Genomic DNA, 26,339 nt, shown 5'->3' with positions numbered 1-26,339 from the left:
AATGACTGCTGAATTGATTGTCGACGCCCGCAATGCCGTGGGCGAATGCCCGGTGTGGGTGCCCGAGGAAAACGCCCTGTACTGGGTAGACATCCCCAACGGTGGCCTGCAACGCTGGAGCGCTGCCAGCGGCCACGTCGCCGCCTGGAAGGCCCCGCAAATGCTCGCCTGCATTGCCCACACCACAGCGGGCAACTGGGTTGCCGGCATGGAGACCGGCTTTTTCCAACTCACCGCGCACAACGACGGCAGCCTCGATACCACGCCTTTGGCCGGTATCGAGCACCCACGCCCGGACATGCGCCTGAACGATGGCCGTTGTGATCGCCAGGGTCGTTTCTGGGCGGGCAGCATGGTGCTGAACATGGGCCTGAATGCGGCCGAGGGCACCCTTTACCGCTATGCGGCAGGGGCCGCGCCGCATGCCGAGTTGGGCGGTTTCATCACGCTCAATGGCCTGGCCTTCAGCCCCGATGGCCGCACGATGTATGCCTCGGACTCCCACCCCTTGGTGCAGCAGATCTGGGCGTTCGACTACGACATCGACACCGGCACGCCGTCCAATCGCCGGGTGTTCGTGGACATGCACCAATACCTCGGCCGGCCCGACGGCGCAGCGGTGGACGCCGATGGCTGCTACTGGATCTGCGCCAACGACGCCGGGCTGATCCACCGTTTCACCCCTGACGGTCGCCTCGACCGCTCCCTCACCGTCCCGGTGAAAAAACCCACCATGTGCGCCTTTGGCGGCAGTCGGCTGGACACCTTGTTCGTCACCTCGATCCGTGACGACCAGAGTGAGCAGTCCCTGTCCGGCGGCGTATTCGCCCTCAATCCCGGCGTCCAAGGACTCCCCGAACCCCGCTTCACCGTCTAGCCGCATCGCTGTGCCTTGAATACAAAAATAACAAGACAGGAGACACACCCAATGGACTTCAAACGCACCTTGCTCGCCGCTGCATTCATCACCCTGAGCAGCGCCGCCCAGGCACTGGAAATCAAGTTCGCCGACATCCACCCCGATGGCTACCCCACCGTGGTTGCCGAGAAAAACATGGGCGCCGCACTGACCAAAGCCAGCAATGGCGAACTGACCTTCAAGTTCTTCCCCGGCGGCGTGCTGGGCTCCGAGAAGGAAGTGGTCGAACAGGCCCAGGTCGGCGCCATCCAGATGGCCCGGGTCAGCCTCGGCATCGTCGGGCCGGTGGTGCCGGACGTGAACGTGTTCAACCTGCCATTCGTGTTCCGCGATCAGGCACATATGCGCAAAGTCATCGACGGCGAAATCGGCGATGAAATCCTCGCCAAGATCACCGACTCCGAGTTCGGCCTGGTGGCCCTGGCCTGGATGGACGGCGGTACGCGCAATATCTACACCAAGAAACCGGTGCGCAAGATCGAAGACCTCAAGGGCATGAAGATTCGTGTGCAAGGCAACCCATTGTTCATCGAGGCGTTCAATGAAATGGGGGCCAACGGTATCGCCATGGACACCGGCGAAATCTTCAGCGCCCTGCAGACCGGCGTGATTGACGGTGCGGAAAACAACCCGCCGACCCTGCTCGAGCACAACCATTTCCAGAACGCCAAGTTCTACACCCTCACCGAGCATTTGATCCTGCCTGAGCCCATCGTGATGTCGAAAATCACCTGGAACAAACTCAGCCCTGCCCAGCAAGTCATGGTGAAGAACGCCGCCAAGGACGCCCAGGCTGACGAGCGCGCGCTGTGGGACGCCAAGTCCTCCAGTAGTGAAGCCAAGCTCAAGGCCGCCGGTGTCGAGTTCATCACCGTCGATAAAAAACCCTTCTATGACGCCACCGCGCCGGTTCGCGCCAAATACGGTGCGGCTTACGCCGACATCATCCAGCGCATCGACGCGGTCGAGTAATCACCCTCCCTTCTGCTAGGCCCGGCGCGGTCCGCATCGACGCGCCCGGTCACGGTGAACGCCATGAAGAATTTACTGCTGCGCATCAATGACCGTATCTACATGACCTGCATCTGGGTCGCCGGCCTCTCGGTACTGGGGGTCGCGCTGATCATTCCTTGGGGCATCTTCGCCCGCTACATCCTTGGTACCGGCTCCAGCTGGCCAGAGCCCACCGCCATTTTGCTGATGCTGGTATTCACCTTTATCGGCGCCGCCGCCAGCTACCGCGCCGGTGCGCATATGTCGGTGGCAATGATCACCGACCGCCTACCACCGCAACAACGCCGTCTCGTCGGCATCCTCTCCCAATTGCTGATGGCGACCATTTGCTTGTTCATGACGGTCTGGGGCGCCAAGTTGTGCCTGTCCACCTGGAACCAGTTCATGAGCGCCATCCCCACCCTGCGCGTGGGCATCACCTACATGCCGATCCCGATTGGCGGGTTGCTGACCCTGGTGTTCGTGCTGGAAAAACTCCTGCTCGGTGACCAAAGCCAGCGCCGTGTAGTGCGCTTCGACCTGGTTGAAGAAAACGAAGGGGCTGCCTGATATGGACGCATTGATTCTGTTGGGCAGCTTTATCGCCTTGATCCTGATCGGCATGCCGGTGGCCTACGCCCTCGGCCTGTCGGCGCTGATCGGCGCGTGGTGGATCGACATCCCGTTCCAGGCCTTGATGATCCAGGTGGCGGGCGGGGTGAACAAATTCTCGCTGATGGCGATTCCGTTCTTTGTGCTCGCCGGCGCGATCATGGCCGAGGGCGGTATGTCGCGCCGGCTGGTAGCGTTTGCCGGGGTGCTGGTGGGTTTTGTGCGCGGCGGCCTGTCGCTGGTGAATATCATGGCCTCGACGTTTTTCGGCGCGATCTCCGGCTCGTCGGTGGCGGACACGGCCTCGGTCGGCTCGGTGCTGATCCCGGAAATGGAACGCCGGGGCTATCCACGCGAGTTCGCCACGGCGGTGACCATCAGCGGCTCGGTCCAGGCGCTGCTGACACCGCCCAGCCATAACTCGGTGCTCTACTCCCTGGCAGCCGGTGGCACCGTGTCCATCGCTTCGCTGTTCATGGCCGGCGTGGTGCCAGGCTTGCTGATGAGCGCGTGCCTGATGGTGCTGTGCCTGATCTTCGCCAAGAAGCGCGACTACCCCAAGGGCGAAGTCATTCCCTTGAAGCAGGCGCTGAAAATCTGTGCCGATGCGCTCTGGGGCCTGATGGCCATGGTGATCATCCTCGGCGGCATTCTCTCGGGCATCTTCACCGCCACCGAGTCCGCCGCGATTGCGGTGCTGTGGGCATTCTTCGTGACAATGTTCATCTACCGCGACTACAAATGGAGCGAGCTGCCCAAGCTGATGCACCGCACGGTGCGCACCATTTCCATCGTGATGATCTTGATCGCCTTCGCCGCCAGTTTCGGCTACATCATGACGCTGATGCAGATCCCGGCGAAGATCACCACGATGTTCCTGACCCTGTCGGATAACCGCTATGTGATCCTGATGTGCATCAACGCCATGCTGCTGCTACTGGGCACGGTGATGGACATGGCACCGCTGATTCTGATCCTCACACCTATACTGCTGCCGGTGATCCTGGGTATCGGCGTCGACCCGGTGCACTTTGGCATGATCATGCTGGTGAACCTCGGGATAGGACTGATTACCCCACCCGTGGGCGCGGTGTTGTTTGTAGGGGCAGCGGTGGGCAAGACCAGTATCGAGAAGACCGTGAAGGCCTTGCTGCCGTTTTACGGGGTACTGTTCCTGGTATTGATGGCGGTGACCTATATTCCAGCACTGTCGCTGTGGCTGCCGAGGTTGGTGCTTTGATGAAGATCGAACTTAACGACAAACTGACCCATCTCACGTTGGCCCCCGCTGTGGGCGGCAGCATCGCCAACTGGTACGCCCTCGCCACTGGCCAACCGCTGTTGCGCCACAACGACGAACACGCCCAGCTTCCCGGAAAGCTGGGGTGCTATCCGCTGGCCCCCTGGTCCAACCGTATCGGCGAAGGCGGTTTTGACAACCCCGAGGGTTGGTTGCCCCTGGCACCTAACAGCCCACTGGACCCGCTACCGATCCACGGCTCGGCGTGGCAGCAGGCCTGGCAAGTGGTCAGCCAATCGGCGAATGAAGCGGTGCTTGAGGTGGTGTGCGATACACCGTTTGCCTACCGTGCCGAGCAACGATTCAGGTTGGATAACGGCGAGCTGAGCATCACCTTGCGGGTGACTCACCTGGCAGAAAAAGCCGCATGGCACGGCGTAGGCTTGCATCCCTATTTCCCGCGCACTCCCGGCACACGGTTGCAGGCCAACGCTTCACAGGTCTGGCTAAGTGATGCGTCCAAGCTACCCACCGGGTTGGCACCTCTGCCGGAGGACTGGGATTTTCAGCAGCTAAAGGCCTTGCCGGAAAGGTTGGTGGACAACGGGTTTTGCCAGTGGGATGGGCATTGTGTGATCGAGCAGCCGGAGCTTGGCTATTCGCTGGAATGTAACGCGAGCGGCGCGGACTACTTCCTGTTGTTCTGCCCGCCGGGGCTAGGGTTCTTTTGTGTTGAGCCGGTGAGTCACCCGGTGAATGCACATCACCTTGCGGGAAGACCGGGCCTCAAATTGTTGGAACAAGGCCAGTCAACCCACCTCGAATTTACGTTGAAATACCTACCAAATGTGGGAGCGGGCTTGCTCGCGAAAGCGGAGGATCAGTAACACATTTGTCGCCTGACACACCGCCTTCGCGAGCAAGCCCGCTCCCACATTTCGCTCCCCGGTGTGTCAAGGCGGGCTGTTTTTCAGCCGCCCTGCAGTATCGATACTCACCACCACCGACAACCCCGGCCGCAACCGCTCACTCTGCTCCTGGTCGGGATCGACGGTGATCCTTACCGGCACCCGCTGCGCGATCTTCACAAAGTTGCCGGTGGCATTGTCGGCCTGCAACAGGCTGAATTCCGACCCAGTCGCCGGCGAAATATGCTGCACCGTGCCGTGAAACTTGCGGTGGTTCAGCGCATCCACGGTGAACGTCACCGGCTGCCCCACCTGCACGTTGTCCATCTGGGTTTCCTTCATGTTGGCGATCACCCACAGTTGCGGCGGCACCAGCGCCATCAACTGCGCGCCGGAGTTGACGTAGGCCCCCAGGCGCACGCCAATCTGCCCCAACTGGCCGTCACGCGGTGCCGTGATGCGGGTGTTGGACAGGTCGATCCGCGCCAGCTCCACCGCCGCATCGGCACTCGCCACTGCCGCTTCCAGGGAGCCACGATTGACGATTACCGTCTGCAAATCCTGCCGTGCAATTTCCAGGCTGGCCTGGGCTTGCGCCACCGCCGCGATGGTCTGCGCGTTGGCCGCACGGGTCACGTCCAGTTCGCGCTTGGACACCGAACCGTCGCTGATCAACTCTTCATTGCGGCGCAAGTCGGCGGTGCTTTTGCGCGCCTGGGCCTCGCTGTCGGCCAATGCTGCCTGGCGCAACTTGATGGTGGCCTCGGCACTGTTGCGCTGCTGCACCACATTCGCCAGCGACGCCTTCTGCACCGCCAGTTGCGCCAATGCCTGGTCGAGGCGCTGCTTGTAGATGCGGTCATCCAGACGCACCAGCAAATCGCCGGTTTTCACGTACTGGAAATCCTGCACCGGCACTTCAAACACGTAGCCTGCGAGTTGCGGCCCGATGATCGTGACCTGCCCGCGCACCAGGGCGTTCTCGGTGGTTTCCACCGCACTGCTGAACGGCGGCAATTGCCAGGCATACAGCACGATCAGCACGCCGACGACGGCAATCGCGGCAAAGCCCAGGGACGAGAGGATGCGCACCCGCAACGGCCGCAACTCGGTGGGCACAGCGCCCGGTGGCGTGCTGCCTTCTGGGGTGGAAGCAATGGCGGTGGTGGTCGTGGTTGAAGGTTCGGTCATGAAGGTGCGCCGCTGGGTTGAACGGGAGTGGCTGCTTTGGTAGTGCTCATCAGCCACAGACTGCGGATAAAGATCCAGATCATGGTCAGCATCGCGATGATCGCGATCAGCATGAAGACATCGTTGTAGGCCATCACATTCGCCTCACGGGTGGCCGCCGTGGCCAGGCTGCGGATGCCCATCAAGTTGCGCAGCTCGGGGTCGGCAATGATGCCGCCGTAGGCCGAACCGCCACTGCTGACCCGCGCCGCCACACGCGGGTCGAGCAGGGTCAGGTGTTCGACGATCATGCTGGAATGGAATTTCTCCCGCACGATCTGGAACGTGCCCAGCAATGCGGCGCCAATCAAGCCGCCGAGGTTCTGGCAAATGCCGAACATCACCGAGAAACTCACCAGGTTGCGCGGGTTGGTCAGCACGTTCTTGGTGCCCAGCACCATGGTCGGCCCCAGGAAGAACGTACCGCCGAAGCCTAGCAGGAACTGGCTGATATACAGGTTTTCCGGGCGGGTCAGGTTGCTGGAGAAGCTGTCCATCACCGAGCCTGTGGCCATCAACGCCAAGGAGATAACCAGCGGCATCAGCAAGTGCGCCGGGTTGATGGTCAACGCGCTGACCACCAACCCGGCAATCGCCCCGGCCAGCATGACTACGTACAGCGTGTGCATCTGCTGGTAGCTCATGTTCAACATCTGCATGAACCCCACCGCGCCGGTGGACTGCTCCGACAGCACCATGCGAATCAGGATCACCGCCAGTGCCAGGCGGATCATCACGCCGCTGCCCAACCAGCGCGTCATCAGTATCGGGTTCGCGCGGTTATGCTCGATGGCCAGGCCAGTCATGATCAGCACCAGCGAGCAGGCCGAGGCCACGCCGATCCAGGGTGCTTCCAGCCACCAGTCGATACGCCCCAGGGACAACACCGCACACAACAGCGCCACGCCGGTAGCAAGAATGGCGAAGGTGAGGAAGTCGAGTTTTTCAAACGTCTTGAAGCGGTCACCCGGCGGTAACTTGAGCAGGAACACGCAACCCAGGCAGATTAGCGCCATGCCCAACTCGAACAGGTACAACCCGCGCCACTCGGCGATTTGCAGCAAATCTTCGGAGAACAACCGCGCCAACGGCAACGCCAACTGCGCGGTGCCCAACCCCAATACCAACGCCTTCAAGCGCCACTTGGCCGGAAACGCCTGGATCATGTAGTACAAGCCCAACGAGCTGAGCGCCGCCCCCACCATGCCGTGGGCGGCCCGTACCGCAATGGCCGAACTGAGGTCGTTGACGAACAAATGCCCGAAGGTCACCAGCGCGTAAAGCACCAGGAACACCTCGGTAAATGCCCGCAGGCCGAATTGTTGGCGAAACTTCACCAGCAGCAGGTTCATGCAGACGTTGGTCATCACGTAGGCGGCGGGCAGCCAGGCCATTTCGGCGGTGGTCGCGCCGAGTGCGCCTTGCAGGTATTGCAGGTTGGCGATGACCAGCGCGTTGCCCAAGCCCCCGGTGATCGCGACAAGAACGCCGACCATCGCGAACAGCCAACGCTTGTGCGTGGGGTGCAACGGGGTCGACGGCGAACCGGGCAGGCTCGGTCGCTCGTGGGGTTCCCAGGTGTGGGGGGTGAATTTGTTCATTCGCTGACCTAGATGACCCGACGGGGGATGCCGGTAAAACCATACTCAGAGAGTAGTAAACCTGAGGGGAGTTCATCTTGCCATCGTGAAGTTGGGGGGTTGGGGGGTTGGGGTGGAGTACATATCCGTTGTTTGGGTAACGGCCTCCTATGGTTCCGCTTTTACAGCGGGTCACTTTGGAAAAGAGCCCCAAAGTAACCAAAGGGCTCTTGCCCCACCACTCGGCACCTCGCCTAGGCTCGGTGTGCCCGAACGAAGGCTTGAATCCGTGGGCCGCCGCCACGCGCCATCCATGGCGCGGGGCGGCTAACCCGGCGTCCTGCCGGGTTACCCACGGATTCAAGCCTGCGTTCGGCCAGCGTGGTTTAACGGGGCGCCTAAGATCAAGATCACAAACCAGATCAAAAGCCGGAGCCAGGGCAGACCGCTGTCTATCTGACAAATGGAGATCCAAATGTGGGAGCGGGCTTGCTCGCGAATGCAGTGTGTCAGTCAACAAATTCATTGGCTGATCCACCGCATTCGCGAGCAAGCCCGCTCCCACATTTTTTGACCGTGTCCGGCCTCCTTACCCTGTGAAACCTGCTTTTCTGTGGGAGCTGGCTTGCCTGCGATGCGGACAACTCGGTCCATCAGGCACACCCAGTTGAAGCCATCGCAGGCAAGCCAGCTCCCACATTTGAACGGTGATCGGCACAAAAAACCGGTCGGCTCTAAGGCCGCCGCGCTCTTGCTTTTGATCTGGGAGCGCCCCGTCAACGCAGGCTTTGGAGCGTGGGCACACCGAGCCTAGGCGAGGTGCCGAGTGTTGGGGCAAGAGCCCTTTTGCTTACTTTTGGCTGGGCCGGCATTCCGGGCTCTTTTCCAAAAGTAAGTCGCTGTAAGGGCGAAACCATAATCAGCCGTTACTTAAACAACGGATATGTACACCAACCAACCCACCGCCATAGAGGATCAGATCCAACCCAACCAACTCCAATAAGTCGCAGCGAACACCAGCATCAACCCATACCCCACCAGCGTCACCAAAATCCCCACCTTGGCAAACTGCCGCGCCGTGAACGTCCCGGTTCCCAAACACACCATATTCTGCGGCGCATTGATCGGCAGGATAAACCCGTAGCTCATCACAAACCCCAGCAACATGGTCATGCCCAACCGGCTGAAATCCCCCGGCAAGGTCTGCAACACCGCGATCAAAATAGGCAACAACGCCGAGGTCAACGCCGTGGCGCTGGCAAAACCCAAGTGAATCAAGATCAGGAATGCCCCCAAAATCGCAAACACGCCCAACGGCCCGACCTGATCCAACCCGGTGTGCGCCACCACTTGGGAGCCCAGCCACTGCCCCGCCTGAGTGGTCAGCAACGCCGTACCCAGGCTGATACCCACCCCAAACACAATCACCGTGCCCCACGGAATGCGCGATTGCACATCCTTCCAGGTCATCACGCCGATCCCCGGCATCAGCAGGAACACCAGGCCTGCATAGGTGGTCGAGGTGGTGTCAAAACTGTGCAGGCGCCCTTCCGTGGCCCAGGCCAGCAGTAACAGCACGGACACGCTCAGCAGGCGTTTCTGCGGCCCGGTCATCGGGCCAATCTCCACGAGCGACTGCGCCACCGCTTCCTTGCCGCCTGGAATACTGTCGGTTTCCGGAGGCAGCAGCTTGAGCACCAAAAACAGCAACACCGCCGACATGATCAACGCCCACGGCGCGCCCGCGATCAGCCAGTCGATCCACGACACGCGCTGGCCGAGCATCTTGTCCATGAAGCCCACGGTGAGCAGGTTCTGCGCAGCGGCGGTCTGGATGCCGACGTTCCAGATGCTGGTGCCCTGGGCCACCACGATCATGATGCCGGCGGCGATGTTCGAGCGTTTATCCACGCCGAACGCGGCAATCACCCCCATCATGATCGGCACCACGCAGGCACTGCGCGCCGTGGCGCTGGGCACCACCAGGCTGAGCAGGATAGTCACCGCAATCGCCCCCAGCAGGATGCGCCGGGTGCTGGTGCCGACCCGGCTCAGGGTCACCAGTGCAATACGCCGGTCCAGGCCGGTGTGGGTCATGGCGGCGGCGATAAACAGCGCGCCTGCCACCAACGCCAGCGCCGGGTTGGAGAACCCGGTCAGTGCCATGCTGATGGCCGGGCTGGTGCCGATCAGGTGCGCGGGGTCTTGCAACGACGGCGCGGTGCCCAGCAGAAACGCCATCAACGAGGTGATCATGATCGCGCTGGCTTCATAGGACACCGCCTCGGTGATCCACACCACTACCGCAAACGCGAGGATCGCCAGCATGCGATGCCCGGCCACCGGCAAGTCGGCTGGCAGCGGCAACAGCAGCACGCCAGCCATCACCAATACGGCGACCACCAGGCCCAGGGGTAATTTGAAGGGTGCCGCGCTCATGGGATGCTCCAAGGCTCTAGATCAGGCCTTGAGCATAGGGCAACGCCTCCTGCGACGCATTGACCTAGGCCAATAACTGGCTCAACACCGCCCGCAACTTGCCAGGCTTGACCGGTTTGTTCAGCAACGGCGCTTCAAGACGACTCAAGGCGCGGCGGCATTGGTCGGTGCGGTCGGCGGTGATGATCACCGCCGGAATCTTGCACCCGAAATGCTCGCGCAAGTGCTTGACCACTTCGCAACCGACCACCCCATGGTCAAGGTGATAGTCCGCCAGAATCAACTCCGGCGCCCTGCCCTGCAACACCTGTAACGCGCCGGCCTGATCGGTGGCGGTCAGCACTTCACACCCCCACTGACCGAGCAGCGCCTGCATGCTGTCAAGGATGCTCATCTCGTTATCGATCACCAGCAACCGCCGTCCCGGCAGTGGGTTGCCGGTGGTCGGCAGCACTGGCAGTTGGCTGATCGGCAGCGGCATCTCGTCACTCAGGGGCACTTCGATGCTGAACATCGAGCCTCGCCCCGGCCAGGAATGCACGGCAATCGGATAACCGAGGATCTCGGCGATGCGCTCCACAATCGCCAACCCCAGCCCCACGCCCTTGCGATCCGCAGCACGGCCAACGTCGAGTTGGTTGAACTCCAGGAAGATCGCCTCCAGCCGATCCGCCGCAATCCCGCGCCCGGTGTCCCACACCTCAAGCCGCAGGTAATCACCGCGGCGGCGTGCACCCAACAGGATGCAACCCTCGTCGGTGTAGCGGCAGGCATTGCTCAAGAAATTACGCAGGATGCGCGTAAGCAGCCGCAAGTCTGTACTCACCGCATAGCCGCCGGTGTGCACCCGCAGGTTCAATCCGGCCGCCTGAGCCACCGATTGAAACTCCGAGACCAGCGGCGCAAACACTTCGTCCAAGCGGTACAACGCCACGTCCGGTTTGACTGCCGCTTGGTCCAGCCGCGAGATGTCGAGCAAGTCAGTCAGCAAATCCTCGGCGCCCTCCAGCGCCTGGTGCGTGCGTTCCACCAGCACCTGCTCGACGTCGGGCAGCGTGCGCTCGCGCAAGGTGGCGATCAGCAACCGTGCGGCGTTGAGCGGTTGCAACAGGTCATGGCTGGCGGCTGCGAGGTATTTGTCCTTGCTGCGATTGGCGGCCTGGGCAGCATCGCGGGCATCGCGCAGGTCCTGCTCGATCTGTTCACGCTGGGCGATCTGTTGTTGCAGGTTGAGGTTGGCTTCCAGCAGCTCATCGGTGCGGGCGGCAACGCGCTGCTCCAGTTCGTCGTTGAGACGGATATAGCGCTTGCGTTCGGCTTCCAGCTCATCCAGACGTGCGGTCAGTTCCGGGTAGTGGCTCTTGCGCGCCGACTGGTCGCCCAAGCCCAACAGCGCTGAAAGCGCACGTTGCGGGTCGTCAGAGTGCTTCGCCATAGACGACCTCGACGTCACGCTGGCTCGACGCTCGCGGGTTGGTCAGGATGCATGGGTCATCCATCGCATGCTCGGACAGGAACGGAATATCCGCCACGCGCACACCATGCAGGCCGAGGGTTTCGTGGAAGCCAATCGCATGCTTCAACGCGATCAGGTGCTCCACCAACCGCCCGCAGATCTGCCGATGGTTCAGGCCCCGGCAGTCAATGCCAAAGGTTTCGGCAATGACCTTGAAACGCTCCGGCGCCGAGCTGTAGTTGAACGCCACCACATGCTCTACCAGCACCGCGTTGCACAGCCCGTGGGGCAAATCGAGGAAGCCGCCGAGGCTGTGGGACATGGCATGCACCGCGCCAAGGATCGCATTGGAGAACGCCAACCCGGCCTGCATGCTACCGAGCATGATCTTTTCGCGCAGGGCAATGTCCGTCGGGTTGGCGATCATCTGCACCAGGTTGCCGTTGATCAGCCGCATGGCTTCAAGCGCGTGGGGGTCGGTGAGCGGGCCATGCCCAGTGGACACGAACGCCTCGATGGCATGCACCAGCGCGTCGATGCCGGTACAGGCCGACAGGAACGGGTCCATGCTGGCGGTGGTTTCCGGGTCGATCAGCGACACGTCCGGCACCACCGCCTTACTGACGATGGAGAACTTCATGCGCTCTTGCTGGTTGGAAATGATCACAAACTGCGAGACATCCGCCGAGGTGCCTGCCGTGGTCGGTATCAGGATCAGCGGCGGGCTGGGCACACGAATGGTGTCCACGCCTTCGAATTCGAGAATGCTGCGCCCGTGGGCGACTACGATGCCGATGGCCTTGCCGCAGTCCATGGGGCTGCCGCCGCCGATGGCGACGATCACGTCACAGTGGTTTTCGCGGTACACCTCGGCACCGGTCATCACTTCTTCAACACGCGGGTTGGGCGAGACGGCGCTGTACAGGCAGTAGTCGATGCCGATGGCTTGCAGGCTGGCTTCCACATCGGCGACCCAACCGGCGGCGATCACCCCGGGGTCACTGACCACCAGCACCTTGCGCGCACCAAAGGTCTTCGCGTAGTTGCCGACGTTGTGCCGGCAGCCGGCGCCAAAGATGATTTCAGGAGAGACGAATTTACGCAGTTGGCTCAGAGTCTGGCTCATTGGAAAGCCTGTTCTTATTATTTTGGAAGAATGCGCTCCACACTAACCGATCCGGCCGCGATTGCAATCAGACCAAAGAGGCATCCTTCCTGCAGCACCCGAGATCAGCGGCTGGCGAAGTACATGGTCACTTCAAAGCCGATACGCAGGTCGGTAAACGCGGGTTTGGTCCACATAGGGTATTCCTCTTGTTATGCCGGAGGGTTCCGGTCTGGTCATTAATGCATGGGGGGTGTGGGAGGCGAATGCTACTTTCGAAGGAGTTGGAACAGTGCATTGGTCTCAGGCATGCAGAGATCAAAATGTGGGAGCGGGCTTGCTCGCGAACGCGTCGTGTCAGTCAACACATCCATCACTGACACACCGCTTTCGCGAGCACGCCCGCTCCCACATTGGATTGCATTTCAAGTGTTGAGGGTTAGAAGAAACCCAGCGGGTTGATGTCGTAGCTCACCAGCAGGTTTTTAGTCTGTTGGTAATGATCCAGCATCATCTTGTGGTTCTCACGCCCCACACCGGATTTTTTATAGCCCCCAAACGCCGCATGCGCCGGGTACAGGTGATAGCAGTTGGTCCACACGCGCCCAGCCTTGATCGCCCGGCCCATGCGGTACGCACGGTTGATATCACGGGTCCACAAGCCAGCGCCCAGGCCGAACTCGCTGTCGTTGGCAATCGCCAGGGCTTCGGCTTCGTCCTTGAAGGTGGTAATGCCCACCACCGGGCCAAAGATTTCCTCCTGGAACACGCGCATCTTGTTGTGGCCCTTGAGCAGGGTCGGCTGGATGTAATAACCGCTGGACAAGTCGCCCTCCAAACGCTCGGCCGCGCCGCCGGTCAGCAGTACCGCACCTTCTTGCTTGGCGATTTCAAGGTAGGACAGGATCTTGTCGTATTGCTGCTCGGACGCCTGGGCACCCACCATGGTCTCGGTGTCCAGCGGGTTGCCGCGCTTGATCTTGACGATTTTCTGCATCACCACTTTCATGAAGTCGTCATAGATCGACTCCTGCACCAGCGCCCGCGACGGGCAGGTGCACACTTCGCCCTGGTTAAAGAACGCCAGTACCAAGCCTTCAGCGGCCTTTTCGATAAACGCAGGCTCAGCCTTCATGATGTCTTCGAAGAAGATGTTCGGCGACTTGCCGCCCAGCTCTACGGTGGACGGAATGATGTTCTCGGCAGCGGCATGCATGATGTGCGCGCCCACCGGGGTCGAGCCGGTGAAGGCGATCTTGGCGATGCGCTTGCTGGTGGCCAACGCCTCCCCCGCTTCGCGGCCAAAGCCTTGCACGATGTTCAGTACGCCCGGCGGCAGCAGGTCATTGATCAGCTCGGCGAACACCATGATCGACAGCGGCGTCTGCTCGGCCGGCTTGAGCACGATGCAGTTACCGGCAGCCAGCGCCGGCGCCAGTTTCCATGCGGCCATCAGCAGCGGGAAGTTCCACGGAATGATCTGCCCGACTACGCCCAAGGGCTCATGGAAGTGATACGCGGCGGTCAGCTCGTTGATCTCGGCCGCGCCGCCTTCCTGGGCACGGATGCACCCGGCGAAGTAACGGAAGTGGTCAGCGGCCAGCGGCACGTCGGCGTTGAGGGTTTCGCGCACGGCCTTGCCGTTGTCCCAGGTTTCGGCCACGGCGAGCACTTCGAGATTCTGCTCGATGCGGTCGGCAATTTTCAGCAGCACCAACGAGCGGTCCTGGGCCGAGGTTTTGCCCCAGGCATCGGCGGCAGCGTGGGCAGCGTCGAGGGCCTTGTCGATATCAGCGGCAGTGGAGCGCGGGAATTCGGCGATGACTTCACCGGTGACCGGCGAAGTGTTGGTGAAGTAGTTGCCATCGATAGGCGCGACAAACTCACCGCCGATGTAATTGCCGTAGCGCGCCTTGAAATTGACGACGGCGCCAGGGGTGCCAGGTTGGGCGTAGATCATGGTGAGGCCTCTGTTTGTTGTGGGTGTTGTCAGGGGTTGATGCGTTGCATCTGCTCGCGTTCGTACTGCGGGTACAGATGGGTAACGCTACGGATCAATTCGTATGGGCTCAGGTTGATCGCCGCGAAACGCTCAGGGATAGGGCTGCGAATCAGCTCGGGCATATCGCGGCCTTGTGCGGCGCCATCGCGCAGCAACTGGTCGAGCCAGGTGAGGTAGTCGTGCATTTGCTCAAACGGCTTGGCATCGCTGGCGACAGGGCCGTGGCCGGGCACGATCAGGGTCCAGGGCAAGCCCTGCAGGGTAGCGATATCGGCCAGCCAAACCGGCAGGCCCGGTGAATTCGGCGTGGTCAGTGCACGCTGGTAGAACACCAAGTCACCCGCAAACAGCACACCCGTTTTCTGATCGAGAATGGCCAGGTCGGCTCCCGTATGCCCGCGCAGTTGCACCAGTTGCAAGTCATGGCTGCCGAAGGTCTTTATCCCCGGTTGCACGGCCTGGGTGGGCAACACCACCTCGGTGCCGCGCATCCAGTCGCCGACCATGCGGTACAGGTTCTCGGCCATGCCGTCGCCCTGCTCGTGCAGCAACTGCGTAGTGCCTGCCAACGCGCCAATCGGCACGTCCTTGAACGCTTGGTTGCCCAACGCGTGGTCGGGATGGTGATGGGTGAGCAGTACCTGGATCACGGGCTTGTCGGTGACGCTGGCGATGGCCTGGCGCAGGGCTTCGCCATAGCGCTTGGACGGCCCGGTGTCGATCACCACCACGCCCGGCTCGGTGACGATGAACCCGACGTTGACGATATTGCCGCCATTGTCCTTGGCGAAATTGTCCGTGCTGCCTTCGAGCAGCCAGGTGTTGTCGGCGATCAAGCGCGGTTTCAAGCCATAGTCCAGCTCCGCCAGCACCGGCAGGCTCAGCATGATCAGCCACAGCAGAATCCAGCGCTGGTTCATGGGATGGCCGCCTCGAATTGCGTGCCGCTGGTGTCGCGCAGGGTCAGGCGCGTGGGCCCGGCCCCTTCGATATCAAACGCCAGGTTGGGGTTTTCGCTGACGGCGGGGAACAGTTCCAGGCGTGCCAGCAGGCGGTCATCGGCGCCGTGCAGCTCGGCCTGGTTTATAAAGAATTCGGGGATGCCGCTGACCATACCGTTATCCATGGGGTGAGCGACTTGCAGCTTGACCCGGCTGAACTCGGCACGCGGGTAACGCCCGCCGAACACTTCGCCCAGGTGCTCCTCCCAGCCCGGTTGGGTGCGCACCACACTGGGCGCCGTGCAACCGCCGCCAGCGGCGTCGATCAGCGCCGAGCCAACGTGCCACAGACCGTCCCTGGTCAACACGGCTGCACGCAACGGCGTGGCCTGCTCGATACGAATCCGGATCGACAGCCACGGCAGCACACGCTCCACCGGCTGGAAGTCGACGATTTGTGGCAACGGGTTCAGCTCCGCCCAGGCGAGGATTTTCACCACGTCGCCGGCGAAGGCGCGTGCGTCGATCTCCAGCGGCACCTGGCGTGCATCTTCGGCGAACGGCGGGGCCAACAGCTTTACGCGCTCATCGAACACGAAGGGGGCGTTGTCGAGAAAGCGCTGGTGGTAGTACGCCCACATTACCGAGGGCACCGGGTCCACGGGCGCGCCCCAGGCCAGGATCGGCAAACAGCAGGCCCACAACCCGATCAGCCGCACGGGTTACTCCTCGACGTGCACGCTGTCGAGGTAAGTGCGTACCGCCCACAGGGCTTCCTGGCTCAAGTAGTCGGCCATTTTCGGCATGTACACCCGGCCATCGCGCACGGCACCGTGGCGCACCCGCTCGACAAACCATTCATCCCCGGCATCGCCGGCATCCAGCATGCGCAGGTCGGGGGCGATGCCGCCGGACTTGGCTTCCAGGCCATGGCACGCCGCGCAATTCTGGTTGTAGGCCGAGGCACCGACTTCCACCGCCTTGTCATGCTCGGGGGTGGTGCGATAGGGGTTGGTGGCCGCCCAGCCGTCACCGTCCAGCGGCACGCCGGCGTCCTTGATCGGGGTGAGGCCCTTGGTTTCCACGGCGGTGGGCGTCACGTTGCCGTGGGCCCAGACGGAACCTGCGCTGATGGCACCGGCCAGCAGGCAGGCGGTGATCAAGGCGTTGCGTTTTGTTGTCATTATTTTTTTCCCCTCAGGATTGCACGCAAAACCTCTTGGCAGAGGCTATGGCAACCATCTTAGGAAGCGCCCGGCGGTGCCCGTATGCTGCTTTGGTGGCCGGGCTCTCATCCGTTGGTAGCAGGCCTTGTGGGGCACTGCTAAATCAGATGCGGTTCGGGAAATTGTCCCGGCAACACCGGGACTTTTTCCGTATTCGCCAATCCCTCCAGGCAGCAACCTGTGCAGGCCAAAACCTCCACTGGGAACTGCAAACCATGACAATAAGATCGCTACCCGCCCTCTCACCTTTGAGCCTTGCCATGCAAGCCTTTCTGCTGGTGGGCAGCCTGTCCCTCAGTGCCGCGAGCTATGCCGCCGCCGAACCTGCCGCCAAGCAAACCCGCAACGTCACCTGGGAAGACATTGCCAACGACCACCTGACCACCAAGGACGTGCTGCAATACGGCATGGGCACCAATGCCCAGCGCTGGAGCCCCCTGGCCCAGGTCAACGACAAGAACGTGTTCAAACTGACCCCGGCCTGGTCCTATTCCTTTGGCGACGAGAAACAACGCGGCCAGGAATCCCAGGCCATCGTCAGCGACGGCGTGGTGTACGTCACCGGCTCGTATTCCCGCGTATTCGCCCTCGACGCGAAGACCGGCAAGCGCCTGTGGACCTACAACCACCGCCTGCCCGACAACATTCGCCCGTGCTGTGACGTGGTCAACCGTGGCGCCGCGATCTTCGGCGACAAGATCTACTTCGGCACCCTCGATGCGCGCCTGATCGCCCTCGACAAAAACACCGGCAAAGTGGTGTGGAACAAGAAGTTCGGTGACCACGCCGCCGGCTACACCATGACCGGCGCACCCGTGCTGATCAAAGACAAGGTCACCGGCAAGGTGCTGCTGATCCACGGCAGTTCCGGCGATGAATTCGGCGTGGTCGGCCAACTGTATGCCCGCGACCCGGACACCGGCGAAGAAGTGTGGATGCGTCCATTCGTGGAGGGTCACATGGGCCGCCTCAACGGCAAGGACAGCACCCCCACCGGCGACGTCAAGGCGCCTTCGTGGCCGGATGACCCGACCACCGAAACCGGCAAGGTCGAAGCCTGGAGCCACGGCGGCGGCGCGCCTTGGCAGAGTGCAAGTTTTGATGCCGAGACCAACACCATCATCGTCGGCGCCGGCAACCCTGGACCTTGGAACACTTGGGCGCGGACGTCCAAGGACGGCAACCCACATGACTTCGACAGCCTCTACACCTCGGGCCAGGTTGGCGTCGACCCAAGCACCGGCGAAGTGAAGTGGTTCTACCAGCACACGCCGAACGACGCCTGGGACTTCTCCGGCAACAACGAGCTGGTGCTGTTCGACTACAAGGACAAGGACGGCAAGGTCACCAAGGCCACCGGCCACGCCGACCGCAACGGCTTCTTCTATGTGGTGGACCGCACCAACGGCAAGCTGCAGAACGCCTTCCCGTTTGTCGACAACATCACCTGGGCCAGCCACATCGATCTGAAAACCGGTCGCCCCGTGGAAAACGAAGGCCAGCGTCCGGCCAAGCCGCTGCCGGGTGAAACCAAGGGCAAGCCGGTGGAAGTCTCGCCGCCGTTCCTCGGTGGCAAGAACTGGAACCCAATGGCGTACAGCCAGGACACCGGCCTGTTCTACATCCCGGGCAACCAGTGGAAAGAGGAATACTGGACCGAAGAGGTCAACTACAAGAAGGGCTCGGCGTACCTGGGCATGGGTTTCCGCATCAAGCGTATGTATGACGACCACGTCGGCACCCTGCGCGCGATGAACCCCACCACCGGCAAGGTGGTGTGGGAGCACAAGGAGCACCTGCCGCTGTGGGCCGGCGTACTGGCAACCAAAGGCAACTTGGTGTTCACCGGCACCGGCGACGGCTTCTTCAAGGCATTCGATGCGAAAACCGGCAAGGAGCTGTGGAAGTTCCAGACCGGCAGCGGCATCGTCTCCCCACCGATCACCTGGGAACAGGATGGCGAGCAGTACATCGGCGTGACGGTCGGCTACGGCGGCGCAGTACCGCTGTGGGGCGGTGACATGGCCGAGCTGACCAAACCGGTGGCACAGGGCGGGTCGTTCTGGGTGTTCAAGATCCCGAGTTGGGATATGAAAACTGCCCAGAAGTAACCTCGGATAGGCGGGGCCACTTTGTAGTGAGCGGGCTTGTCCCGCGCCGGGCTGCGAAGCGGCCCCCGCTTTTCTCCAGCCAAATCGCGCAGTCAGGTTTACGACTGCTGCGCAGTCGAGCGCGGGGCAAGCCCGCTCACTACAGGTCTTGTGATGAAAATACTTCCTTTATTGGTCCTGCTAACTCTACCCCTCGCCCACGCCGACGACGGCGACGACGCCCCCCTCGTCATCAACGGCTGCACCCTCGCCGAACACAGCCAATGCCCCAGCGCCAACCTCAAGGGTGCCAACCTGCGTAACCAGAACCTCAGCGGCATGAACCTGGCTGGCGCCGACCTGCGCGATGCCGATTTGCGCCACGCCAACCTCGACCTGGCCAACCTGGAAAAAGCCCAGTTGCAAGGCGCCAACCTCACCCGCGCCAGCCTGCAACAAGCCAACCTGCGCCTGGCCGACTTCACCGGTGCCACGCTAATGGCGGTACAAGGGTGGGGCCTGTTTGCCCAGGGTGCGCAATTTGAAAACGCTAACCTGAGCGCCGCCTACCTGCAATTCGCAAGGCTGTCGGGGGCAAAGATGCACAAGGCCAACCTGCGTGCGGCTGACCTGGAAATGACCTGGTTGAGCAAGGCTGACCTGCAAGGCGCGGACCTCAGCGATGCGAATCTACAGGAAGCCAAGTTCGGCGAAAGCAACCTGGAAAAGGCCACGCTCACGGGCAGTCGCCAGCACTATGCAAACTTCCAGGATGCGAATATGGAAGGCTGTAAGGACTGCCCGACCACCTGGGATCGCTAGGACGCTGATATTCAAATGTGGGAGCGGGCTTGCTCGCGAAGGCGGTGTATCAGCTAGCACATCTGATACTGACACACCGCCTTCGCGAGCAAGCCCGCTCCCACAGGTACCGTGTGCATCAGTGACAAATCAGCCAGCGACCCGCACCACCCCCATATCAATCCCCACATGCACCAGCTCGGCGTGGGAACTGACCTGCAACTTGCTCTTGAGCAAGGTCAGGTGATTGGACACGGTCTTGCTGCTGATACTCAGCTGGGCCGCAATCGAACGTGCCGGCGTGCCCTTGGCCAGCATCAGGAAAATCTCCAGCTCGCGCTGGGTCATGCTCTGCAATCGCCGATCGGTCGGGTGATAGGCCAATTGGGTCGCCAGGTCCTGTTCGATATAGGTGTGACCATCAAGGATGCGCTGCACCGCTTCAAGCATCACCGCCGGCGATGCGCTCTTGGTGAGGTAACCCGACGCCCCCGCCTCCAATGCCTGACGAACCAACGGCAACTCGGCATGCTGGCTGAAAAACAAGATGCGTAATTGCGGCAGGCGCTGGCGCAAACGCCGCGTGGTTTCCAGGCCGCTGATACCCGGCAGGCCAAAACCGATGATGACCAGTGCAGGTACCGCTTCATGCACTCGGGCCAAGGCTTCCTCGCCACTGGCCGCTTCGCGCACATCCACACCCGGCAGCCCGTCGCGCAACAGGCCGGCGTAACCCAGGCGGACCACGGCGTGATCGTCAACCAGCAGGATATTCATAGTGCCTCCAATGGCAGCGCCTTTGCCCCATGCTAGAACCCCGGGCGGCACCGCAACCTACTACTTTGGTACTGGTTTTGGTGTCTATCGTCGCATTCCCAAGGCAGCGGGACTGGCGTGTAATGGCGGCATAACTATAAGGATTGGATCCGCCATGCTGCCCGCCCGACTGTCCCTGTTGGCCTTGCTGTGCCTGCTGTGCGCCAATGCCCAGGCCGACACCCCGCTGTTTTCCGCTGACGGCTATCGCATCAGCCTGTACCGCAGCCCCACGCCCGATCACCTGCCGGGTGCGACCATCGTCGACACCCCGGCCCTGCAAGCCCTGCTCAAGCAGACCCCGGCGCCGGTACTGATCGACGTGTACCGCCGCCAATGGCTGCAAGGCCGCTTCATCGAAGACCAGCCCCACACCAACCTGCCGGGCAGCCATTGGCTGGCCAATACCGGCGACGGCGACCTTACACCCGAATGGCAAGGCTACTTCGTGCGGCACCTGTATAGGTTCACCAGCGGCAACATGAGCAAGCCGGTGGTCTTCTACTGCCGCTCCGATTGCTGGCTGAGTTGGAACGCGGTAAAACGAGCCACCCAACTGGGCTATACCTCTGTGTATTGGTATCGCGACGGCTTGGACGCATGGGAAGCGGCAAAACTGCCATTGATGGCTGCAACACCCGAACCCTTTGAATAAAAAACCACAACAAGAAGGTGAACGGCCATGTACAAAATCCTGATCGCCGACGATCACCCGCTGTTTCGCGAAGCGATCCACAACGTGATCAGCGACGGTTTCCCCGGCAGTGACGTGATGGAAACCGCCGACCTGGACAGCGCCCTCGCCCTGACCCAGGACCATGACGACCTTGACCTGATCCTGCTGGACCTGAACATGCCCGGCATGCACGGCCTCAACGGCCTGATCAACCTGCGCAACGAGTCGCCGACGATTCCGGTGGTGATCGTCTCGGCTGAGCAAGACAAACAGATCGTGCTGCAAGCCATCACTTACGGCGCCGTAGGCTTCATCACCAAGTCGTCGCCGCGCCTGCAAATGACCGAGGCAATCCAGCAGATTCTCAACGGCAACGTGTACCTGCCGCCGGACATCATCCGCACCCAGAAAAACCCCAGCCAACGCCGCCTCAACGACAACCCGAGCTTTGCGCCGGAACTGCTGCAAGCCCTGACGCGCAAGCAGTTGCTGGTGCTGGAGCGCATGACCAAGGGGGAATCGAACAAGCAGATTGCCTATACGCTCGAGATTGCCGAGACCACGGTGAAGGCCCATGTGTCGGCGATCTTGCGCAAGTTGAATGTGCATAACCGGGTGCAGGCGATCCTGAGCGCCGGGGACATCGACTTCGGCTCGTACCTGCGCCGCTGATCTCCCAGGCATATGAAGATCAAATGTGGGAGCGGCGGTGCGACGATTCGCGAGCAAGCCCGCTCCCACATTTTGATTGGCGTTGTGTCAGGGGCGTCCGAGTAGGTGACTCATCGCTGTTTTGAGCTTCATCGGCCGCACCGGCTTATGCATCAACGTATGCCCCAACTCCCGAATCTGCTGCTTCAATTCATTGCTGTAGTTGGCCGTGATCATCAACGCCGGCACCGCGCTGCCGCGCCGGGCATTGATACGGGCCACGGCGTCCACGCCATTCTGGTCGTCATCCAGGTGGTAGTCGGCAATCAACAAATCGGCCTCGGCATGGTAGTTGTCCACCTGCCGCGCCAGGTCCTGTTCCGACAAGGCGGTGACCACCCGGCAACCCCAGCCTTCCAGCAGCGTGCGCATGCCGGCGCAGATCGCCGCGTCGTTATCCAGCACCCACACCCGCGCACCTTGCAGGCGTTCCAGCATTGGCTCGCTCATGCACGGCATCGGCAGTGACTTGGGTGCGGTGGCGCTCAGCGGCACTTCCACACAAAACATCGAGCCCCGCCCCGGCCAGGATTTGACGGTGATGCGGTGGCCGAGAATCCCGGCGATTTTCTCGACGATGGCCAGGCCTAGGCCGAGCCCGCGATCCTGGTCCGGGCGCTGCACATCGCCGCGCTTGAACTCCTGGAAAATTTCTTCCAAGCGTTCTTCGGCAATGCCCATGCCGCTGTCCCACACCTGGATCAACAAGCGCTGGTGCTGGCGGCGGCAACCGAGCACCACGCGGCCCTTGTAGGTGTAGCGCAGCGCGTTGCTCAGCAGGTTGCGCAGGATCCGCGCCAGCAGCTGGATGTCGCTGCGCACCAGCGCCGAGCAGCCGACAAAGTGCAACTGCAGGCCTTCGGCGCGGGCCAGTTCGGTGTACTCGGCGGCGAGGTTGTCCAGCAGTTCACTGAGGGCGAACGGGGCGATATCGGCCTTGATCACCCCGGCGTCCAGCTTGGAAATATCCACCAGGGTGCCCAGCAGGTTTTCCACGTCTTCCAGGGAGTTGCTCACGTTGCGTACCAGGGTTTCGCTGGGGCGCTCCAAGAGTGCGCTGGTAAACAGCCGAGCGGCATTCAGCGGTTGCAGCAGGTCGTGGCTGACGGCGGCGAGGAATTTGGTTTTCGACAGGTTGGCCTGTTCGGCCTCCAACTTGGCTTCGCGCAGGCGGGTTTCCATGCGCCGGCGTTCGTCGATTTCCTTGAGCAGTTGGTCATTGAGCGAGGTGAGTTCCGAGGTGCGCTGGGCCACGCGCTGTTCCAGGTGCTGATAGGCCTGGTGCAAGGCTTCGGCGGTGCGGCGGCGTTCGGTGATGTCGCGGATCAGTACGAAGATCCCCACCACTTCGCCATTGGCCAGCATGTTCGGCACATAGGAGCGCAACATGTAGCGCTCCTGGTTGTTGATGTTGGTTTCGGCAAATTCAAAGGTCACGCTTTCACCGGCCAGGGCGCGGGTGACGTAGGCATCCAGGCGTTGGCAGTGCTGTTCGCTGTGCACTTCGCGCAGGCTCTGGCCAAGCATCATGCCGCGCGGCCAGCAGTACCATTCTTCGTAGACTTTATTGGTGAACTCGTAGACCAGGTCGGCATTCAGGTAGCCGATCAGCGCCGGTACGTTGTCGGTGATCAAGCGAATCCAGCGTTCGCTTTCCTGGGCCTTTTGCGCGGCGGCCTGTTCGCCGCGCAGGGTTTCGGCACGCAGGCGGGCGTTGATCAGCAAGTGGTTGCTGGCCTTGAGTTCGGCCATCGCCTGGTTGAGCGCGTCGGTGCGTTCGCGCACCTGCTCGGCCAGCACCACCGAATGCTGGAAGGTCGTGTACGGGTTGTTGCCCTGGGTCATGCCGGACTCGATGCGCTCGATCAGCGCCGCATTGATCCGCGCAAGCTTGCGGTTGTCCTGCTGCAGCCGGGAGACCTGGGCGAGCAGTTCAGCGTCGGCCACGGGCAATGGCGACCCCGGTGAAGGTCTGGTTGATGTGCATGCCATTGAACTGTTCTCCGTAGGTGTTGAAGCCCATCACCCGTTGGCCCTGCAGGTAGCGGCCGATCTGTTCCAGGTCGCCGCTGTCTTCCAGCTCCAGGCGGCGCAAAAAGCAGTCGCAGCCGATGGTCAGCAACAGGTCGCCGAGGCGCGATTGCAGGCCGTCGAACAAGGCTTCCAGGTTGGGCAAGATCGGGCCGGGTTTCATCACGGTCAGCACAATGCCGTTCTCCACCGCGCAGTAGAAACTCAGGCTGAAGTCCTCGTGCACCTGCTGGATCGCACGTATGTAGTACTGGTCGTGGATGCGCACCGCCAACGGGTGGGCGGCGAAGATGCGGTGGTCGAGGTCGGCCACCGCCACGCCGATGTGCCGCGCGTACTCTTCGGCGGCGGGTTCGGCATTGAGTTCAAACACCCGGCGCGACGGGCTGTCGGCGCCGGTCACCACCAGTTTTTCCGTGCGCGGCAGGATGTGGTGGGTGGTGAACACCTCGAAATCCAGCCAGGTATTGACCAGCACCACCACCGCCGCGCCGCTGTGGAACAGGCCGTTGAAGTACACGTGGGTGTGGGTCAGAAAGTTGTCATCCCCCGCCGAACCGCCGAAATGCGGAATATCCCCCAGGGCCGCACTGAGGGCGGCGAGCACCATCTCTTCACGGCTGGACAAACCATCGAGCAATGTCAGCGCGAAGGTGTTGCCCTTGATCGGCGCGAGCGTATTGCTGCGGCAGCCGCCCACAAGGCGTTCGACCATGTCCTGGGCGCCGATCAGGCTGAAATTTTCCACCTGGTCGATCAGCTCGGTGGCGATGGAAAAATGCGCATGGTTGAAGCCCACCGCCGTAATGCAATTGCGGTCGTAGCCTTGGGGCGTGATCTCGCCGGCGCTGGTGCAGCCCACTACGCGCACGTTGCCGAAGCACTGTTGCAGGGCTTGGCCCAGGGCCTGGAGGTCGTAGGAGGCGGAGCAGAAAAACAGCACAAACCCCAGGTACGGATGCAGCAGTTGGCGGGCCAACTCTTCAGCTGCCTGCCCGGGGTCGTTGGCCTGGGACATGGCGCTGACTACGCCTTCACTGTTGTGCATCGTTGGTTTCCCCCTCTGAGGTATCAGTGTACGAAGGCCGGGGGGTGGGCCCTATGCTACTTGGGTACTGGGTGGGGGGATGCTATGGGATGAGGTTTTCATGAACACTGACGATCAACATGTGGGGTCTGGCTTTTGTGGGAGCGGGCTTGCTCGCGAATACGGTGGATCAGCCAATGAATCTGTTGACTGACACACCGCTTTCGCGAGCAAGCCCGCTCCCACAGTTGACCTCGTTACCAAGTCAAAACGGCACCTACGGCGAAGGTATCCGTGTCTTCGTTTTGCGCATTGGTGTCATGACCCTTGATCTGGAACTGGTTGTACTCCGCCACCAGCTTCAAGTTGTCATTCACGTCATGAAACAGCGCAATCCCACGGGTTTCATAATCCGCCCCGCTGCCCACCACGCCGTTGCCGTCGTCTTTGGTCTTGCCGTAAGACAGCGCCAAGCGGTTCTTGCCGAGCTTGTACGAGCCCTGCACCAGGTAACCGTTGCTGTCGACGTTGCGCAGGGTGGCTTCCCCGGCATTGTTGGTGAAAAACGGGTTGATGCCCTTGGCCTGGAAGCCGGAACCTGTCAGCGACAAGCCGCCCATCTTCGCTTGCACACCGTAGCCCAGGCCCTTGGAAGTAACGCTGGCCACGGTCGAGTCGGTGTTGTCGGAGGTCTGGTAGCTGCCGTTGAGCCAGCTGTAGATCTTCGCGCCGCCCACGTCGAACTGGTAGGTGATCTCGCTCTCGGTGCGCGGGTTCTTCTGGTAGGCCTTGCCCAACGGGCTGCTGTCGTTGGTGTCCACCGGGTCCATGATGCCGACGGCGATGCGCAGGCCGTCCATCACGGGCGTGCGGTAGGTGATCTGTGAAGTGGGAAACGGGTATGGGTAGCCGCTGCCGATATTGCCGAACGATACACCGCCACCGTCCACCAGACCGAGGCTGTCGCTGACCTGGCCATAGCCGGCCAGCAATTCATCGAGCAGAATGTTGGAGCGCGCGAACAGACCGAAGTCCTTGCCGATCAACACTTCACCCCATTCCTTATTGGCCACGGTGCCGTAGAACTGGCGCACGTCGATGGCGGTGTCGGTGCCGTTGGTTTCGCTGTCGTTGATGGTCACCCAAAACGATGCGCGAGCGCCGAGCTTGAGGTCGTCGACCTGCTTGGTCATGTTGAAGCCCAGGTAGTTGGGCAAGAAGCCCATCTTCACCCGCGACTGGCGGCGATCGTATTGGTCACCGGCGCGGTCGACGTCGCTGTTGACGTAGAAGGCGTTGATGTAGCCATCGGTGGAAAAGGTGGTTTCGTCTTTGTCGTACAGCATGATCTCGGCGTCGGCGAACGGGCTGAGGCCCAGGCTGACGAGAAAGGCAGGCAACAAACGCAGGGGGAGATTCTTATTGTTATGCATGGCGCGCTCCGCAACGGGGACTTGATGTCGGAGGCGATTATCGAAAGGGCCAAGGCCTCGGCATACGCTGCGTTGGCCTAGGTTGCGGGGTGCTTTGGACGGG

Annotated in this window: 23 protein-coding genes; 9 read left to right on the top strand and 14 right to left on the bottom strand. The window is 61.7% G+C overall.

All coding sequences use genetic code 11. The features are described from left to right. Window position 1: 1 nt before the first annotated feature. The 5 genes from HF257_RS13715 (at window position 2) to HF257_RS13695 (ending at window position 4,651) form a co-directional block, all read left to right on the top strand. Entirely contained in the window at window positions 2-877 is an 876-nt protein-coding gene (locus tag HF257_RS13715; protein ID WP_185706378.1) for an SMP-30/gluconolactonase/LRE family protein, read from the top strand. Window positions 878-928: 51 nt separating this feature from the next. After that, window positions 929-1,891 carry a TRAP transporter substrate-binding protein gene (locus HF257_RS13710; protein ID WP_185706377.1) on the top strand — a complete coding sequence of 321 codons (963 nt, stop codon included), beginning with the start codon at window positions 929-931 and terminating at the stop codon, window positions 1,889-1,891. A gap of 63 nt (window positions 1,892-1,954) precedes the next feature. Further along, a complete protein-coding gene (locus tag HF257_RS13705) occupies window positions 1,955-2,482 on the top strand; it encodes a TRAP transporter small permease (protein ID WP_185706376.1) in 528 nt (175 codons plus the stop codon). A 1-nt stretch (window position 2,483) separates the two neighbouring features. Continuing rightward, complete coding sequence (locus tag HF257_RS13700) at window positions 2,484-3,764, top strand: TRAP transporter large permease (protein ID WP_185706374.1); 1,281 nt, start codon at window positions 2,484-2,486, stop codon at window positions 3,762-3,764. Continuing rightward, the gene (locus HF257_RS13695) at window positions 3,764-4,651 is read left to right on the top strand and encodes an aldose 1-epimerase (RefSeq protein WP_185706372.1); all 888 of its coding nucleotides are present in this window, start codon (window positions 3,764-3,766) and stop codon (window positions 4,649-4,651) included. The genes HF257_RS13700 and HF257_RS13695 overlap by 1 nt, the downstream gene beginning before the upstream one ends. Window positions 4,652-4,717: 66 nt before the next feature. Here the strand turns inward: HF257_RS13695 and HF257_RS13690 are convergent, their stop codons facing one another. The 10 genes from HF257_RS13690 to pedF form a co-directional block, all read right to left on the bottom strand. Continuing rightward, on the bottom strand, window positions 4,718-5,863 hold the full coding sequence (locus tag HF257_RS13690) for an HlyD family secretion protein (RefSeq protein ID WP_185706370.1): 1,146 nt from the start codon (window positions 5,861-5,863) through the stop codon (window positions 4,718-4,720). After that, a complete protein-coding gene (locus HF257_RS13685) occupies window positions 5,860-7,503 on the bottom strand; it encodes an MFS transporter (protein ID WP_185712090.1) in 1,644 nt (547 codons plus the stop codon). The genes HF257_RS13690 and HF257_RS13685 overlap by 4 nt, the downstream gene beginning before the upstream one ends. A 954-nt stretch (window positions 7,504-8,457) precedes the next feature. Continuing rightward, window positions 8,458-9,921 carry a DASS family sodium-coupled anion symporter gene (locus tag HF257_RS13680; RefSeq protein WP_185706366.1) on the bottom strand — a complete coding sequence of 488 codons (1,464 nt, stop codon included), beginning with the start codon at window positions 9,919-9,921 and terminating at the stop codon, window positions 8,458-8,460. A 64-nt stretch (window positions 9,922-9,985) separates the two neighbouring features. Beyond that, window positions 9,986-11,356, bottom strand: coding sequence for an ATP-binding response regulator (locus HF257_RS13675; protein ID WP_185706364.1), 1,371 nt, complete (start codon window positions 11,354-11,356; stop codon window positions 9,986-9,988). After that, complete coding sequence (gene ercA / locus HF257_RS13670) at window positions 11,340-12,503, bottom strand: alcohol dehydrogenase-like regulatory protein ErcA (protein WP_185706362.1); 1,164 nt, start codon at window positions 12,501-12,503, stop codon at window positions 11,340-11,342. The genes HF257_RS13675 and ercA overlap by 17 nt, the downstream gene beginning before the upstream one ends. Before the next feature lie 104 nt (window positions 12,504-12,607). Then, entirely contained in the window at window positions 12,608-12,679 is a 72-nt protein-coding gene (gene pqqA, locus HF257_RS13665) for a pyrroloquinoline quinone precursor peptide PqqA (protein ID WP_010209364.1), read from the bottom strand. A 242-nt stretch (window positions 12,680-12,921) separates the two neighbouring features. Then, window positions 12,922-14,442 (bottom strand): acetaldehyde dehydrogenase ExaC, encoded by a 1,521-nt coding sequence (gene exaC / locus HF257_RS13660; RefSeq protein ID WP_185706360.1) that lies wholly within the window; start codon window positions 14,440-14,442, stop codon window positions 12,922-12,924. A 29-nt stretch (window positions 14,443-14,471) separates the two neighbouring features. Then, complete coding sequence (locus HF257_RS13655) at window positions 14,472-15,404, bottom strand: quinoprotein relay system zinc metallohydrolase 1 (RefSeq protein ID WP_185706357.1); 933 nt, start codon at window positions 15,402-15,404, stop codon at window positions 14,472-14,474. Beyond that, window positions 15,401-16,144: a quinoprotein dehydrogenase-associated SoxYZ-like carrier gene (locus HF257_RS13650; RefSeq protein WP_332872217.1), complete on the bottom strand. Its 744-nt coding sequence runs from the start codon at window positions 16,142-16,144 to the stop codon at window positions 15,401-15,403. Before HF257_RS13650 ends, HF257_RS13655 begins: the two co-directional genes overlap by 4 nt. A gap of 3 nt (window positions 16,145-16,147) precedes the next feature. Next, window positions 16,148-16,609, bottom strand: a complete 462-nt coding sequence (gene pedF / locus HF257_RS13645) for a cytochrome c-550 PedF (protein WP_185706355.1) — start codon at window positions 16,607-16,609, stop codon at window positions 16,148-16,150. 257 nt (window positions 16,610-16,866) lie between these two features. On the opposite strand from pedF, the gene exaA reads away from it, so the two are divergent. Together exaA and HF257_RS13635 are read left to right on the top strand one after the other, a co-directional pair. Further along, complete coding sequence (exaA, locus tag HF257_RS13640; RefSeq protein ID WP_185706353.1) at window positions 16,867-18,762, top strand: quinoprotein ethanol dehydrogenase; 1,896 nt, start codon at window positions 16,867-16,869, stop codon at window positions 18,760-18,762. 153 nt (window positions 18,763-18,915) lie between these two features. Further along, a complete protein-coding gene (locus HF257_RS13635) occupies window positions 18,916-19,563 on the top strand; it encodes a pentapeptide repeat-containing protein (RefSeq protein WP_185706351.1) in 648 nt (215 codons plus the stop codon). 129 nt (window positions 19,564-19,692) lie between these two features. Here the strand turns inward: HF257_RS13635 and HF257_RS13630 are convergent, their stop codons facing one another. Further along, the gene (locus HF257_RS13630; RefSeq protein ID WP_185710488.1) at window positions 19,693-20,319 is read right to left on the bottom strand and encodes a response regulator; all 627 of its coding nucleotides are present in this window, start codon (window positions 20,317-20,319) and stop codon (window positions 19,693-19,695) included. A gap of 154 nt (window positions 20,320-20,473) precedes the next feature. Here HF257_RS13630 and HF257_RS13625 point away from each other — a divergent pair, with 154 nt between their 5' ends. Both HF257_RS13625 and HF257_RS13620 read left to right on the top strand, forming a co-directional pair. After that, on the top strand, window positions 20,474-21,013 hold the full coding sequence (locus HF257_RS13625; RefSeq protein ID WP_185710487.1) for a PQQ-dependent catabolism-associated CXXCW motif protein: 540 nt from the start codon (window positions 20,474-20,476) through the stop codon (window positions 21,011-21,013). Between the two features lie 27 nt (window positions 21,014-21,040). Continuing rightward, the gene (locus tag HF257_RS13620; RefSeq protein WP_185710486.1) at window positions 21,041-21,706 is read left to right on the top strand and encodes a response regulator transcription factor; all 666 of its coding nucleotides are present in this window, start codon (window positions 21,041-21,043) and stop codon (window positions 21,704-21,706) included. A gap of 87 nt (window positions 21,707-21,793) precedes the next feature. On the opposite strand, the gene HF257_RS13615 is transcribed toward HF257_RS13620, so the two are convergent. The 3 genes from HF257_RS13615 to HF257_RS13605 form a co-directional block, all read right to left on the bottom strand. Continuing rightward, complete coding sequence (locus HF257_RS13615) at window positions 21,794-23,737, bottom strand: PAS domain-containing hybrid sensor histidine kinase/response regulator (RefSeq protein WP_185710485.1); 1,944 nt, start codon at window positions 23,735-23,737, stop codon at window positions 21,794-21,796. Beyond that, window positions 23,679-24,824: a nitric oxide-sensing protein NosP gene (gene nosP / locus HF257_RS13610; protein WP_185710484.1), complete on the bottom strand. Its 1,146-nt coding sequence runs from the start codon at window positions 24,822-24,824 to the stop codon at window positions 23,679-23,681. Before nosP ends, HF257_RS13615 begins: the two co-directional genes overlap by 59 nt. A 236-nt stretch (window positions 24,825-25,060) precedes the next feature. Beyond that, window positions 25,061-26,236, bottom strand: coding sequence for a porin (locus HF257_RS13605; protein WP_185710483.1), 1,176 nt, complete (start codon window positions 26,234-26,236; stop codon window positions 25,061-25,063). Window positions 26,237-26,339: the final 103 nt, after the last annotated feature.

The organism is Pseudomonas cremoris, assembly GCF_014230465.1.
This window is presented reverse-complemented; position numbering and strand designations above follow the sequence as displayed.

Bases quoted from the DNA above. Each gene is read 5' to 3' on its own strand.
- HF257_RS13715 (WP_185706378.1), top strand. From the start codon at position 2: ATGACTGCTGAATTGATTGTCGACGCCCGCAATGCCGTGGGCGAATGC.
- HF257_RS13710 (WP_185706377.1), top strand. From the start codon at position 929: ATGGACTTCAAACGCACCTTGCTCGCCGCTGCATTCATCACCCTGAGC.
- HF257_RS13705 (WP_185706376.1), top strand. From the start codon at position 1,955: ATGAAGAATTTACTGCTGCGCATCAATGACCGTATCTACATGACCTGC.
- HF257_RS13700 (WP_185706374.1), top strand. From the start codon at position 2,484: ATGGACGCATTGATTCTGTTGGGCAGCTTTATCGCCTTGATCCTGATC.
- HF257_RS13695 (WP_185706372.1), top strand. From the start codon at position 3,764: ATGAAGATCGAACTTAACGACAAACTGACCCATCTCACGTTGGCCCCC.
- HF257_RS13690 (WP_185706370.1), bottom strand. From the start codon at position 5,863: ATGACCGAACCTTCAACCACGACCACCACCGCCATTGCTTCCACCCCA.
- HF257_RS13685 (WP_185712090.1), bottom strand. From the start codon at position 7,503: ATGAACAAATTCACCCCCCACACCTGGGAACCCCACGAGCGACCGAGC.
- HF257_RS13680 (WP_185706366.1), bottom strand. From the start codon at position 9,921: ATGAGCGCGGCACCCTTCAAATTACCCCTGGGCCTGGTGGTCGCCGTA.
- HF257_RS13675 (WP_185706364.1), bottom strand. From the start codon at position 11,356: ATGGCGAAGCACTCTGACGACCCGCAACGTGCGCTTTCAGCGCTGTTG.
- ercA (WP_185706362.1), bottom strand. From the start codon at position 12,503: ATGAGCCAGACTCTGAGCCAACTGCGTAAATTCGTCTCTCCTGAAATC.
- exaC (WP_185706360.1), bottom strand. From the start codon at position 14,442: ATGATCTACGCCCAACCTGGCACCCCTGGCGCCGTCGTCAATTTCAAG.
- HF257_RS13655 (WP_185706357.1), bottom strand. From the start codon at position 15,404: ATGAACCAGCGCTGGATTCTGCTGTGGCTGATCATGCTGAGCCTGCCG.
- pedF (WP_185706355.1), bottom strand. From the start codon at position 16,609: ATGACAACAAAACGCAACGCCTTGATCACCGCCTGCCTGCTGGCCGGT.
- exaA (WP_185706353.1), top strand. From the start codon at position 16,867: ATGACAATAAGATCGCTACCCGCCCTCTCACCTTTGAGCCTTGCCATG.
- HF257_RS13635 (WP_185706351.1), top strand. From the start codon at position 18,916: ATGAAAATACTTCCTTTATTGGTCCTGCTAACTCTACCCCTCGCCCAC.
- HF257_RS13630 (WP_185710488.1), bottom strand. From the start codon at position 20,319: ATGAATATCCTGCTGGTTGACGATCACGCCGTGGTCCGCCTGGGTTAC.
- HF257_RS13625 (WP_185710487.1), top strand. From the start codon at position 20,474: ATGCTGCCCGCCCGACTGTCCCTGTTGGCCTTGCTGTGCCTGCTGTGC.
- HF257_RS13620 (WP_185710486.1), top strand. From the start codon at position 21,041: ATGTACAAAATCCTGATCGCCGACGATCACCCGCTGTTTCGCGAAGCG.
- HF257_RS13615 (WP_185710485.1), bottom strand. From the start codon at position 23,737: ATGGCATGCACATCAACCAGACCTTCACCGGGGTCGCCATTGCCCGTG.
- nosP (WP_185710484.1), bottom strand. From the start codon at position 24,824: ATGCACAACAGTGAAGGCGTAGTCAGCGCCATGTCCCAGGCCAACGAC.
- HF257_RS13605 (WP_185710483.1), bottom strand. From the start codon at position 26,236: ATGCATAACAATAAGAATCTCCCCCTGCGTTTGTTGCCTGCCTTTCTC.